Source organism: Mesorhizobium opportunistum WSM2075, from assembly GCF_000176035.2.
Lineage (GTDB): Bacteria > Pseudomonadota > Alphaproteobacteria > Rhizobiales > Rhizobiaceae > Mesorhizobium > Mesorhizobium opportunistum.
In genome coordinates, this window is sequence record NC_015675.1 from 1,398,236 (window position 1) to 1,411,095 (window position 12,860).

The 12,860-nt window shown below is 64.8% G+C and carries 8 protein-coding genes; 4 read left to right on the forward strand and 4 right to left on the reverse strand.

The features are described from left to right. Positions 1 to 6 precede the first annotated feature (6 nt). The 3 genes from MESOP_RS06680 to MESOP_RS06690 all read right to left on the reverse strand — a co-directional run bounded on the left by MESOP_RS06680 (position 7) and on the right by MESOP_RS06690 (position 6,255). On the reverse strand, positions 7 to 3,495 hold the full coding sequence (locus MESOP_RS06680; protein WP_013892566.1) for a helicase-related protein: 3,489 nt from the start codon (positions 3,493 to 3,495) through the stop codon (positions 7 to 9). Positions 3,496 to 4,222: 727 nt separating this feature from the next. Further along, positions 4,223 to 4,948: an acetoacetyl-CoA reductase gene (phbB, locus tag MESOP_RS06685; protein ID WP_013892567.1), complete on the reverse strand. Its 726-nt coding sequence runs from the start codon at positions 4,946 to 4,948 to the stop codon at positions 4,223 to 4,225. A 128-nt stretch (positions 4,949 to 5,076) separates the two neighbouring features. Continuing rightward, a complete protein-coding gene (locus MESOP_RS06690; RefSeq protein ID WP_013892568.1) occupies positions 5,077 to 6,255 on the reverse strand; it encodes an acetyl-CoA C-acetyltransferase in 1,179 nt (392 codons plus the stop codon). Between the two features lie 296 nt (positions 6,256 to 6,551). Between MESOP_RS06690 and phaR the strand changes: the two genes are divergently transcribed. Further along, positions 6,552 to 7,160 (forward strand): polyhydroxyalkanoate synthesis repressor PhaR, encoded by a 609-nt coding sequence (phaR, locus tag MESOP_RS06695; protein WP_013892569.1) that lies wholly within the window; start codon positions 6,552 to 6,554, stop codon positions 7,158 to 7,160. Between the two features lie 19 nt (positions 7,161 to 7,179). On the opposite strand, the gene MESOP_RS06700 is transcribed toward phaR, so the two are convergent. After that, the gene (locus MESOP_RS06700) at positions 7,180 to 8,322 is read right to left on the reverse strand and encodes a citrate synthase (RefSeq protein ID WP_041164553.1); all 1,143 of its coding nucleotides are present in this window, start codon (positions 8,320 to 8,322) and stop codon (positions 7,180 to 7,182) included. A gap of 89 nt (positions 8,323 to 8,411) precedes the next feature. On the opposite strand from MESOP_RS06700, the gene MESOP_RS06705 reads away from it, so the two are divergent. The 3 genes from MESOP_RS06705 to MESOP_RS06715 all read left to right on the forward strand — a co-directional run bounded on the left by MESOP_RS06705 (position 8,412) and on the right by MESOP_RS06715 (position 12,846). Beyond that, on the forward strand, positions 8,412 to 9,500 hold the full coding sequence (locus tag MESOP_RS06705; RefSeq protein ID WP_013892571.1) for a citrate synthase/methylcitrate synthase: 1,089 nt from the start codon (positions 8,412 to 8,414) through the stop codon (positions 9,498 to 9,500). Positions 9,501 to 9,709: 209 nt separating this feature from the next. Further along, complete coding sequence (locus MESOP_RS06710) at positions 9,710 to 10,840, forward strand: patatin-like phospholipase family protein (RefSeq protein WP_013892572.1); 1,131 nt, start codon at positions 9,710 to 9,712, stop codon at positions 10,838 to 10,840. Positions 10,841 to 11,679: 839 nt separating this feature from the next. Further along, positions 11,680 to 12,846 (forward strand): efflux RND transporter periplasmic adaptor subunit, encoded by a 1,167-nt coding sequence (locus MESOP_RS06715; RefSeq protein ID WP_083833349.1) that lies wholly within the window; start codon positions 11,680 to 11,682, stop codon positions 12,844 to 12,846. Positions 12,847 to 12,860 lie beyond the last annotated feature (14 nt).

Here is a 12,860-nt window from a genome sequence, read left to right on the forward strand (position 1 = left end):
AGGGGCCTACTTCTTCAGCTGGTCGCGCAAGGCGGCGAGCTTGGCGAAGGGTGAGTCCGGATCGAAGCGGACCGGGCGTTCCTCGCGCGGCTTCGGCTGGAAAACGGGCTTTGCGCCCCCTTGATCGGGGCGACCGCCCTTGCCTTCCGGCCTGCCGCCCTTCCAGTCGGGCCGGCCTTCACGGCGTTCGGGACGTTCGCCTTGCGGGCGGCCGTCGCGGCGCTGTTCGCCTTCGCCCTGCGGCTTGGGCTTGAATTTCGAACGGTCGAAGCGCGGCTTGCCGGCGCCGTCGCGGCGGCCTTCATGGGCCGGGCGCTCGCCTGGCGTGCCCGTTGCCTGGACGCCGACGGCATCGGTCGGTGTATTGCCTCGGCCGCGCGCCTGGCCGTTGCGCTGGCGATTGTTGCGGCCCTCCTGGTGACGGGGGCGCTGGTCGAAACGGCCCTGGCGCCACAGCAGGATCGGCTTGGGCGCTTCGGCTTCGGCGGCGGGCTCACTGGCCTCACTCTCCCCCTCGTGGGGAGGGTCGGCGCGCAGCGCCGGGGTGGGGGCCGCGTTAGTACCGTCAGCAACTGCGTCACTGGCTTCATCAGCACGACGTGCATCGTCGGCGCCATCACCCGCGTCGCTTCGCGCCGCGACCTCCCCCATCGAGGGGGAGGTGGGGGCGTCGGCGCCTTCTGTGGCAGTGACGTTGGCGACAACTTCTGCAACAGCCGGAGTTTCTTCCACGATTTCTGCGGGAGTTGCGACTTGCTCTTCCGTGACAGGCTCTGACGCTGTTTCCGCAATGGCTGAGGTTCCGATTGTAGCTTCAACAGCCGTTTCCGCGATGGCTTCGGCCGGAGCTTCGACCGCCGCCTCGGCGGCAGCCGGCTCGGAACCTTCGACCGCGGCTTCGGCGGCAGCATCCGTTGCGGCGGCTTCGGCTGCCGTGGCCTGTTCGGCGCGTGCCGCCTCTTCCGCCGCGAGCTTGGCGGCTGCCGCTTCGCGCGCGGCATTGTCCTGCGCCTCCAGCCGTGCCTTGACCTCGGCCGCCGGCTTCGGCTCGGCGCGGTAGCCGAGGCCCTTCAATATCTCTTCCATGTCGTCGGCGGTGGCGCCGAGGATCGACATCATCGGCGGCGTCACCATGAAGGACTGGCCGTCATAGGCGCCGTCCGGCCGCTGGCCAAGGCCGGGCTTCCAGTTGGTCGCCGGGCGGATCAGGTCGGCCAGCCGCTCCAGAATATCGATGCGCACGGCACGGCGGCCAAGATTGCGGTAGCCGGCAAGCTTGTAGAAGGCCTTGTCGAAGGCCGGATCGATGACCACCGAGGTGCGGCCCGATGCCAGCGCGTGGACCACGTCGCCAAAGCCGGGCTTGTCCTTGCCGTCGTTCTTCAGCGCCCACAGCAAGGTCACCAGTCCAGCCGGTGCCGGCTTGATCAGCGCCGGCACGAAGACATGGTAGGCGCCGAAGCGGACGCCAAGCCGGCGCAGTGCCGCACGGCCTTCCTGGTCGAGCGACTTCATCTCCTCGGCGATGTCGCGGCGGTTGATGAGGCCGAAATTCTCGACGAGCTGGAAGGCGATGCCACGGCCGATGCCGGAAATCTGGTCGGCATTCTTCAGGTCGACCAGTGGCTTCAGCAGCGTTTCGATCTGGAAATTGACGAAGCGTTCGGCACGCGCGGCGACCTTGTCGCGCGCCGGGCCGGTCAACTGTTCGTCGGCCAGCAGCACCAGGCGCGGCTTCAGTGCGTCCTCGCCTGAAACCAGCGTGCCGATCGGTGCGCCGATCCAGCGCAGCGTGCCGTCCGAACCAAGCGCAAGGTCGCCATTGGCGCAGGCGCCGAAGCGTTCGGCGCGTGCCTCGAATTCGGCGGCCAGCGCCTTTTGCGCGGCCGTGCGCACGGCCTTGGCGTCTTCGCCGCCGGCCGTCTGGTCGGCTGTGAAGCGGAACCCTTGCAGCTCGCCGACATGATGGCCTTCGACAAGGACGGTTCCGGTAGGACTGATTTCGGCTTCAGGCATGGTATTTTCTCTAAGGCGCCGCATGAGGACGGAAGTCCTGCGGTCTACGAAGCGTTTCGTCAACCGCTCATGCAGCGCATCCGACAATCTGTCTTCGATTTCGCGCGTCTTTTCCTGCCAGTGTGCCTGATCGGCCAGCCAGCCTGGCCGGTTCGACACGAATGTCCAGGTGCGGATCTGGGCAATGCGGTGCGACAGCGTGTCGATGTCGCCCTCGGTGGTGTCGGCGCGGCGCACCTGCTCGGCCATGTAATTCTCGTCGACATGGCCGTGCCGGGCAAGGTCCATGTAGATCGAGGCGATGAGGTCGGCATGCTGGGCCGGGGCGATCTTGCGGTAGTCGGGGAGTGCGCAGGCTTCCCACAGCAGCGCCACGCGCCTGGCATCGGTGGCCAGCGCGCGGATGTCGCCGTCGCGCGACAGATATTCGAGCGCCTGTGCGTCGACCGCCGGCAGCGCGCGCGTCAAACCCTCGACCGGAGCGTTGGTCTCGATCGAGCGCTTCAGCGCGTCGAGGCTGGCGAAGTCGAAACGCGCGGTGCGCCACTGCAGCACCTTCACCGGATCGAAGTCGTGGCCCTCGATCTTCTTGACCAGCTCTTCGTCGAGCGGATCGACCTGGCCGGTGACGCCAAAGGTGCCGTCGCGCAGATGCCGGCCGGCGCGGCCGGCGATCTGGCCAAGCTCGGCCGCCGTCAGATTGCGGTACTGGTAGCCGTCGAACTTGCGGTTCTGGGCAAAGGCGACATGGTCGAGATCGAGGTTGAGACCCATGCCGATGGCATCGGTGGCGACGAGATAGTCGACATCGCCCGACTGGAACAGCGCCACCTGCGCGTTGCGGGTGCGCGGCGACAGCGCGCCGAGCACGACGGCGGCACCACCCTGCTGGCGGCGGATCAACTCGGCGATGGCATAGACCTCATCGGCGGAGAAGGCGACGATCGCGGTGCGACGCGGCAGCCGGGTCAGCTTCTTGGAGCCGGCATAGGCGAGATGCGACAGCCGCGGCCGGGTCACAACGGAAACGCCCTTCAGCAGCCGCTGCAAGATGCCATGCATGGTGGCCGCACCCAAGAGCAATGTCTCCTGGCGGCCGCGCAGATGCAGGATGCGATCGGTGAAGATGTGGCCACGCTCGAGATCGCCGGCCAGTTGCACCTCATCTATGGCGACGAAGGCGGCATCGGTCTCGCGCGGCATGGCCTCGACGGTGCAGACGGAATATTTCGCGCCTTTCGGCTGGATCTTCTCCTCGCCGGTGATCAGCGCCACCTTGTGGGCTCCGACCTTTTCGCAAACGCGGGTGTAGACCTCCCGCGCCAGCAGCCGGAGCGGCAGGCCGATGATGCCGGTCTCGTGCGCCACCATGCGCTCGATGGCGAGATGGGTCTTGCCGGTGTTGGTCGGCCCAAGCACGGCGGTCACGTCGCGGCCCGACAGGATCAGCGGCTCGGTGTGTTTCGGCTGGATGTTCATCGGCTCGGAAATAGGGCTTTCTGGCCTCTCATTGTCGGGAGCGTGCCCTGGACGGCGCGTATGACAGGCGACACATAGGGATTTCGGGCGCGAAGCGAAAGCGGAATGTTCCGCCGTCGGTTCGAAGGCGCGTTTGTCAAGCTCCCGATCGGTGGCGGATTAAGAGTTGGAACGAGTCTGGAACGAATCAGCGACGAATCGCTGACTCCGTCAGATTCAGCTTTTGTTCACGGCTACATATGGATTTTGTGACGATGAGTCTCACCACATGCTGAATCGTTGAACTGGCCCGTTTTATGCTAGGTGGCCCCCATCGTTAATCTTTGCCGGCAAATGAGGAAGGTGGCCCGATCCGCCTCGCCCAAGATTATGAAATTGTTAATCTTTCTGAATTGACCGTTAAAGCATTGCAGAAGATTTCAGGCCGTTAATGTTAACTTCCGCTCAAAGCCGGAACGAATCGGCGACAAAACAGCGCCAACGATATTTTCCCCTTTTGTTCTCCCAATATCTTGTGTTGTGAACAGCTTATCCACCGAGAATCCACAGGTCTGGCGACCGGTTTTGCACAGATACCGCTGCGGCCATTAACCTTTGCGTGCCGGATTGGATCATCGCGCTGGAACGAGGCATTCTGCTGCGATCAGCATATCAACGAAAAAACGGAGCGGTTTCCCGGTCCGCCCAGTTTCTCGTTGTCCCAGCTTGTCTCGCTGAAACCATCGCCTCAGGCGAAATACTGACCGCCGTTCGCAGTGAGCGTCGAGCCAGTGATGAAGCCGGCATCCTGCGAAGCGAGGAAGACGACGCAGCGCGCGATCTCTTCCGGTTCGCCGAGGCGGCCGACGGGGATCTGCGGGATGATGCGCTCGTTGAGCACCTTCTCGTCGATCGCCTTGACCATCTCGGTGGCGATATAGCCGGGGCAGATGACGTTGACGGTGATGCCCGCGCGAGCCCCCTCCTGAGCAAGGGCCTTGCTGAAACCGATGTCGCCGGCCTTGGCTGCCGAATAATTGACCTGACCGGCCTGGCCCTTCTGGCCATTGATCGAGGAGATGGTGATGACGCGGCCGAACTTGCGGTCGCGCATGCCGCTCCACAGCGGGTGCGTCATGTTGAAAACACCGGACAGATTGGTGTCGATGACCTCTTTCCACTGCTCGCGCGTCAGTTTGTGGAACATGGCGTCGCGGGTGATGCCGGCATTGTTGACCAGCACCGAGACCGGGCCGAGATCGGCCTCGACCTGCCTGATGCCGACGGCACAGGCATCATAGTCGGCGACCGACCATTTGTAGACCGGAATGCCGGTCTCGGCCTTGAACTTCGCCGCCGCCTCGTCGTTGCCGGCATAGTTCGCGGCAACGGAATAGCCTGCGGCCTTCAGAGCGATCGAAATCGCGGCGCCGATGCCGCGCGATCCCCCCGTGACGATTGCAACCTTGGTCATGCGCTCCCTCCCTTTGGTCGGGAGAGCGAATAGGGAGTAGCGAATAGCGAGTAGGGATCAAATGTCCTGTCGCGCTGACGCCATTCTTCCCTATTGGCTGCTCCCTATTCGCTATTCACTTCTCTTTCTTAGAGCGCTTCCACGCACATGGCGACGCCCATGCCGCCGCCGATGCACAGGGTGGCCAGGCCCTTCTTGGCGCCACGGCGGCGCATCTCGAAGACCAGCGTGTTGAAGACGCGGGCGCCGGACGCACCGATCGGGTGGCCGATGGCGATGGCGCCGCCATTGACGTTGACGATCGAGGGATCCCAGCCCATGTCCTTGTTGACGGCGCAGGCCTGCGCGGCAAATGCCTCGTTGGCCTCGACGAGGTCGAGATCGCCGACCGACCAGCCGGCCTTTTCCAAGGCCTTGCGCGAGGCGGGAATGGGTCCGGTGCCCATGATCGCCGGATCGACGCCGGCCGTTGCCCAGGACGCGATGCGCGCCAGCGGGGTGATGCCGCGCCTGGCGGCTTCCGCCTCGCTCATCAGCAGCGCTCCGGCGGCTCCGTCATTGATGCCGGACGCGTTGGCGGCGGTCACCGTGCCGTCCTTGTCGAAGGCCGGTCTCAGCTTGGTCATGGCATCGAGCGTCGCGCCGTGGCGGATATACTCATCCTGGTCGACAATGGTGTCGCCCTTCTTGCCCTTGATGGTGAAGGCGACGATCTCGTCCTTGAATTTGCCGGCCTTCTGCGCGGCCTCGGCCTTGTTCTGCGAGGCGAGCGCGAAATGGTCCTGGTCTTCACGGGTGATCTGGAACTGGCGGGCGACGTTCTCGGCGGTGTTGCCCATGTGATAGCCGTTGAAGGCATCCCACAGCCCGTCCTTGATCATGGTGTCGATCATCTTGTAGTCGCCCATCTTGACGCCGGCGCGCAGGTGCTGGGCGTGCGGCGACATCGACATCGATTCCTGGCCGCCGGCGACGATCACCTTGGCGTCGCCGGTGGCGATCTGCTGCATGCCGAGCGCGATGGCGCGCAGGCCCGAGCCGCAAACCTGGTTGAGGCCCCAAGCGGTGGTCTCCTTGGGCAGGCCGGCCATGATCGAGGCCTGGCGGGCGGGATTCTGGCCTTGAGCCGCGGTCAGCACCTGACCGAGGATGACCTCGTCGACCTCGGCCGCTTCGACACCGGCACGGGCCAGCAATTCCTTGACGACGACGGCGCCGAGCTCATGCGCCGGGGTGGCGGCAAAGGCGCCGTTGAAGGAGCCGACCGCGGTCCGCGCGGCGCTGGCAATGACGATGGAAGCGGACATTTTCTTCTCCAGACTTCATGGGTGTTGTTCTGCCGTTGAGGACTTTTCTTGCCCTTTCCCAACCCCAAGTCAAACCGGAAATGGGTATGGCGCCCATGCGCCGCAAGCAGGCCGCGCATCGCCGTGCCGGCAGGGCGGGCGCTGCTGCGCAACATATTTTGCCTGCTATGCAGCATTATATGATCCCGCACTGCACAAACTGCTTGGAATTGTGAGGCTTTTGCGCATATCCTTTAAAAAGGCGCAATCGTTACCGGCCGCTTACTCAGGCGCGCCGGTGTCCGGGGAGGATGCAGATGGCCGCAAAAGACGATCCGATTGTTATCAAGAAATACGCCAATCGCCGCCTCTACAATACGGGGACGAGCACCTATGTGACGCTCGAGGATCTGGCCGAGATGGTCAAGAAGGGCGAGGAGTTCACCGTCCAGGACGCCAAGACCGGCGACGACATCACGCATCCGGTGCTGACCCAGATCATCTTCGAACTGGAGAACAAGGACGGGCAGAATATGCTGCCGATCCCGTTCCTGCGCCAGCTGATCGCCTTCTATGGCGACCAGATGCAGATGATCGTGCCGAGCTTCCTCGAACAGTCGATGATCGCCTTTTCCAAGGAGCAGGAGCGCTTCCGCGAGCAGATGAAAGGCGCCATCGGCAAGTCGCCGCTCGACGTGATGAAGATGGCGACGCCGATCAAGGCGCTGGAAGAACAGACGCGCCGCAACATGGAAATGTTCCAGAACGCGATGCGGCTGTTCACGCCGTTCCCGCCTGCGGGCTCGGCGCCTGCCGCGGCTCCCGCCGAGCCGGCCAGGAAGGAAGCGCCGGAGAAGCCCGACGACCTGCAGCAGCTCAAGGACCAGATCGCGGCCATGCAGCGCAAGCTCGACACGATGTCGTGAGCGCTGTCATTCACGCAATCTACGGCAGCAATCCCTCATAGCGGCCGCGCGGCCTGATGATGCTGCCGCTCACGATCTGTTCGACCACATGCGCGGCCCAGCCGACGCTGCGTCCGAGCGCGAACAAATGGAACGGTGCGTCGCGGGGCAAGCCAAGGCTGCGCGTCAGCACGGCCAGGGCAAAATCGATATTCGCTGGAGCGCCGGTCGCGGCCATGGCGGCGGTTTCCAGCGATCGCAATGTCTCGTCTGTGTCGTCGATGGCCGCCAAGAGTGCTGTGGCGCGAGGATCGCCCTCGGGATAAAGCTGATGGCCGAAGCCCGGCAGCGGCCGGTCGTGGCCGAGCCAGCGCCGGATCGTGGCATCGGCGCCGTGCCGTGCCGCATCGTCGGCGAGTTGCATCACCGCTTCGCTGGCGCCACCGTGCCGGGGGCCGGAAAGCGTTGCCAGGCCCGCCAGCAGGCAAGCAGCAGGCGAGGCTCCGGTCGAGGCCGCGACGCGGGCTGCAAAGGTCGATGCGTTGAGTTCGTGGTCGGCGAGCAGCACAAGGGCGCGCCGGATTGCTTCCGCACCGCCATCATCCACCGACCAGCCCCGGGCCAATCGCCGATGCACCGGGTCGGATCCCGGCGAGGCACCGATGGCGCTGGCCAGCACGCCGATAGCGCGCGCGGCATCGGCGCAGAGCGAGGCGGCACTGCGTCCAAGCGAGGGCCGCCCCTGGCCGGCAAGCGTGGCAAGGTGCGCGAAGGCCGGGGCCTGGCCAAGCTGGCCGGAGGCATCCGACGCCTGCGCTTCGAAACTCACCGGTTCTGGCCGGGCCCAAAGCAGGGCGGCGGTTTCCTCCAGCGTGGCATGTTCGCAGAGCGCAACGGCGTCCCGTCCCCGATAGACGAGCCTGCCGTGCCAAACGGTCGAGATCGACGTTGCGATCGACGGCTCGCCCCAGGCGATGGCGCTTTCGGCGATGGCCGAGGGGCTGCGTCCGCGCGCCCTTCGCGTCGCCAGCGCCGCCACATCGTCGGCGCGGTACTGGCTGCGGCGCGGATCGGCACGGTCGGGCCGCATGCCGATGCGCCCGCGGCTGACATAGGCGTAGAGCGTCTGCGGCCGCACCTTGAGCCGTTCCAGCGCCTCTTCCCGTGACAACCATTCGGACATGTGAACCTGATATTGATTCTGTTGATCAAGATTGATGCCTGTGTCGCCCATCCTTATCTCCCATGCGCAAAAGCTTCAAGGAGACAGCTATGGCGAATGGGCTCGATGACGTGGTGGCGGCCGAAACAATCCTGTCGGACGTGGATGGCCTGGGCGGCCGCCTGACGATCCGCGGCCATTCCTTGCCGGAATTGGCGGGACGATGGACCTATCCGCAGGTGGTCCGCCTGCTGCTGGACGGTTTCTTCGACGACCTGCCCGGCGATGCCGAACTGGCGGCGAGCCTGGGCGAGGCACGCGTCGAGGTGTTCGATCGGCTCCAGCCTTCGCTGGTGCTGCTGGCGCCGCTCGACGTCTACAGTGCCATGCGCGCCGGAATGGCCTTATTACCGGACGGCGAAACGCTGGCGGATGCCCTGCGGCTGATCGCGGCGCCAGCGGTGCTGACGCCGGCCTTGCTGCGCCTGCAGCGCGGCGAGCAGCCGGTTGCGCCGGACGGCAAGGCCGACCATGCCGCCGACATGTTGAGGATGCTCAGAGGTTCCGCCCCGCCGCCGACATTGGCAAAGGCGCTGGATACCTATCTGGTGACGGTCTGCGACCACGGCCTCAATGCCTCCACCTTCGCCACCCGCGTCGTCGCCTCGACACTGGCTGGGCTGACCTCATCGGTGCTGGCCGGCCTCGGCGCGCTCAAGGGACCGCTGCATGGCGGCGCGCCCGGCCCGGTGATCGAGATGCTCGATGCCATCCAGGCGCATGGCGACGCGGCCGGCTGGCTGCGCGACGAGATCGCGCATGATAGGCGGATCATGGGGTTCGGCCATCGCATCTACCGCGTGCGCGATCCGCGCGCCGACGTGCTGAAGGCCGTCGTGCGGCAGATTGGCGGCGAGGGCGAGACCGGCCGCCGGCTGGCCTTCGCCGAAAAGGTCGAGCAAACGGCACTCGATGTGCTTCGGCTCGCCAAGCCGCAGCGCTCGCTGCAGACCAATGTCGAGTTCTACACCGCGCTCGTGCTGGAGGCGGCGGGTTTCCCCGCCCAAGCCTTCAGCAATGTCTTCGCGGCCGGGCGTGTCGCTGGCTGGATCGCGCATGCGCGTGAGCAGCAAACGACCGGCCGGCTGATCCGACCGCAATCGCGCTATGTCGGGCCGGTGCCGGACCTCGTCGCCTGACACTGCAAGCCGGCCTCGACGGAACAAAGCCTCTTCGTCTCAAGGCGGAGAGGCTTTGCCCATGACCGAAATTTCATGTGATCACGCGACCGTGTTCGTGTTCTTGCCTTGGTCCGCCCTTATATGCTGCACCGCAACATAGCCTGCCGTGACCCTGCCGCTCCGATTCCCGGACCGGATGGGTCGGGCACCGAGGTGACAGGAACGCCATGACGAAGAACGGCAAGGCGGAGGAAAAGAAGAAGATCAACATCGCCCTTCAGGGAGGCGGCTCGCATGGCGCCTTTTCCTGGGGCGTGCTCGACCGGCTGCTGGAGGACGGACGGTTGGAGATTTCGGCCGTGTCCGGCACCAGCGCCGGGGCCATGAACGCGGTGGCACTGGCCGACGGATTTGTGCGCGGCGGGGTCGACGGCGCGCGACAAAAGCTCGATGATTTCTGGCACGCGGTGGCGGCGAAGGGCCGGTTCAGTCCGGTGCAGCGCATGCCATGGGATGTCGCCTGGGGCAACTGGTCGATCGAGAACACGCCGGGCTATGTCTTCTTCGACACCATGTCGCGGGTGTTCTCGCCCTATGTCGCCAACCCGCTTGGCCTCAATCCGCTGCGCGACGTGGTTCAGCAGGAGATCGATTTCAAGAATGTCCATGCCTGCAAGTCGATGGAACTGTTCATCTCCGCCACCAATGTCGAGACCGGGCAGCTGCGGGTGTTCTCCGATGGCGAGATCGACCTCGACACGGTGATGGCGTCGGCCTGCCTGCCGCAACTGTTCCGTGCCGTCGAGATCAAGGGCGTGCCCTACTGGGATGGCGGCTATGGCGGCAACCCGGCGCTCTATCCGTTCTTCAAGACGGCGGCGACCGAGGATGTGCTTCTGGTTCAGATCAATCCAGTGGTGCGGGAGGGAACGCCCAGGAGCGCCAACGAGATCCAGAACCGCATCGACGAGATCACCTTCAACGCCGGGCTGCTGCGCGAATTCCGCTCGATCGCCTTCGTCAAGGAACTGATCGCCGCCGGCCGGCTGCCGCATGGCGAATATCGCGACATCCGCATGCATCGCATCGATGCCGACGAGGCGTTCAAGGATCTGTCGGCGTCATCGAAGGTCAATGCCGAATGGGCATTCCTGACCTATCTGCGCGATCTCGGACGCACCGCCGCCAGCGACTGGCTTGAGGAGAATTACGACGCCGTCGGCAAACGGGCGACGCTCGATCTTTCCGGCGAACTCGATGACGGTTTCAAGCCGGTGCGCGGTCCCGCACCCGGCCGGCGGGTGAAGGAATTCCTGGCCGCGCGCAAGAACCCGGAGGCGGAGCGCCGTCGGGCCTGAGCCCGTCTGTTGCCGAAGAGCAGTGGCCGATCTGCATCAGCGAGGGCTTTCGGCATCTATGGATTTCGGACAGAGCGACAACCCGTACCGGCAACCAATGCGTGTGAACAACGCATCATCATGCTGACGCCTGCTGCCACCGACCTTCCGGCAATGCCTTGCGCTGTCGCACGATATTGCCGGAAACCGGCGAGCGGAATGGTCGGCATCGTCGTTGCGCGTCGCATGGACAATGACCGGCATTGCTGCACGCACAGGGCGTTGGGGGATGCGTCACGAATGGCAGGTCCAGCACCCTCCGGTGTTGGACGCACAGGCACTTTCGACGCCAGGTTCGATGCCCGCGGACTGGTCTTTGGCAATCTTAATCGGAATAACATTCCTGGCAATTTCATCAGTATTCCAATGCATTGCCTAGATTTTCCGGCGCCGGGCATCGGTGCCTGCCGTCGGCCGAAATGATTTGTTCATCGATGAAAATCAGCGTCCGGATCAACGATCCAGCGCGCGACGGCAGCTGTATTTTTCGAGAACGCCACGCCGCCCACCGGCAATGCCAAGTCGGTCGTTCGGGTTGGTCGTGGGGGCAGATCGTGAGCCGGCAGCAGGCGCTCCTCGGGGGCTGACCAGGAGGTCACGGACCGTTTCGCGGCTGCCACACTCTGTCCGGTTCCGCAATGCCGTTGCAACTTTCCGACTATATTGCGGTGCAACTTTGATGTAGAAGCGCGCTCGCCGATCACGGCAATTTGAACACGGTCAGGCGCGCACCCATATCGGCGACGCGCCCGCGTCATGAGGGCGCGGTGCTGGCCGAACCCGCAGTGGAAAAAACGACGATGCCGAGAATCAGGTTTCACAAGCTTGCAGCCATTGTTGTGCTTATTGGTTTCGCGGCCTGGATGGCGACAGGCGAATTCTCGTCGGTGGGCAGCGCCGCTGTCGACCACCAGAAGGCGGGCGAGCCCGCCAAGGCGCAGGACGCTGGCAAGCCGAAGGCTGAAGCCGAGCCGAAGGCGCCGTTGCGCACCGTCGCGGTGGTGACGCCGCCGCGCAAGACCTATGCGCGCGCCATCCGCATTTCCGGGCTGACCGAGGCCGACAAGCGCGCGGTGCTGGCGACACGCGTCGCTGGCGTCATCGAAAAGCTGCCAGTCAAGCAAGGCGATCACGTCAAGACCGGCGATCTGGTGCTGATGTTGGCCGCCGAGGAAAAGATCTCGATGCGCGACAATGCCAAGCAGCTTGTCGCGCAGCGCCAGGCCGAACTGGACGCGTCGCTGCGGCTGATGAAGACCGGCAATTTGCCCAAGCTGCAGCTCGACACCGCCCGCTCCAATCTGACCCTGGCGCAATCGCAGCTGGATACCGCACAGGCCGAGCTCGACCGCAACGAAGTCAAGGCGCCGTTCGACGGTGTCATCGACCGGGTGCCGGTGGAACTTGGCAGTTCGGTCATGCAGGGCGGCGAGGTGGCGACCATCCTCAAGCTCGATCCGGTGATTGCCCGTGGCGAGATCAGCGAGCGCGACCTGGGCTATCTCAAGCTCGGTGACAAGGCCAATGTGCGGCTGGTCAGCGGCCAGACGGTCGAAGGCACCGTGCGCTACATCAGCCGCGATGCGTCGTCGGCGACCCGCACCTTCCGTGTCGAGGTCGCCATCCCCAATGGCGACGGCTCGGTGCCGGCCGGCATGACGGCGGAAATCCAGCTCAGCGCGCTGCCCACCGACGCGGTGCTTTTGCCGCGTTCGGTGGTGACGCTCGGTGACAAGGGCGATCTGGGCATCCGCGCCGTCGGCAAGGACAACAAGGTGGCGTTCTTCCCGATCGACCTGGTCGACGACACGCCGACCGGTCTCGTGCTCGGCGGTATCCCGGCCGATGCGCGCATCATCGTCGCCGGCCAGGAATTGGTGAAGGAAGGCGATGAGGTCAAGCCGGTCGAGGCCGACCAGGCGACCATCAACAAGCTGATCGGCGAAGCCACCGCCGGGACGCAGTAGCGCGGCGACGCCGG

Excerpts from the sequence above, each read along its gene's own strand:
- MESOP_RS06680 (WP_013892566.1), bottom strand. The coding sequence starts at position 3,495 with ATGAACATCCAGCCGAAACACACCGAGCCGCTGATCCTGTCGGGCCGC.
- phbB (WP_013892567.1), bottom strand. The coding sequence starts at position 4,948 with ATGACCAAGGTTGCAATCGTCACGGGGGGATCGCGCGGCATCGGCGCC.
- MESOP_RS06690 (WP_013892568.1), bottom strand. The coding sequence starts at position 6,255 with ATGTCCGCTTCCATCGTCATTGCCAGCGCCGCGCGGACCGCGGTCGGC.
- phaR (WP_013892569.1), top strand. The coding sequence starts at position 6,552 with ATGGCCGCAAAAGACGATCCGATTGTTATCAAGAAATACGCCAATCGC.
- MESOP_RS06700 (WP_041164553.1), bottom strand. The coding sequence starts at position 8,322 with ATGTCCGAATGGTTGTCACGGGAAGAGGCGCTGGAACGGCTCAAGGTG.
- MESOP_RS06705 (WP_013892571.1), top strand. The coding sequence starts at position 8,412 with ATGGCGAATGGGCTCGATGACGTGGTGGCGGCCGAAACAATCCTGTCG.
- MESOP_RS06710 (WP_013892572.1), top strand. The coding sequence starts at position 9,710 with ATGACGAAGAACGGCAAGGCGGAGGAAAAGAAGAAGATCAACATCGCC.
- MESOP_RS06715 (WP_083833349.1), top strand. The coding sequence starts at position 11,680 with ATGCCGAGAATCAGGTTTCACAAGCTTGCAGCCATTGTTGTGCTTATT.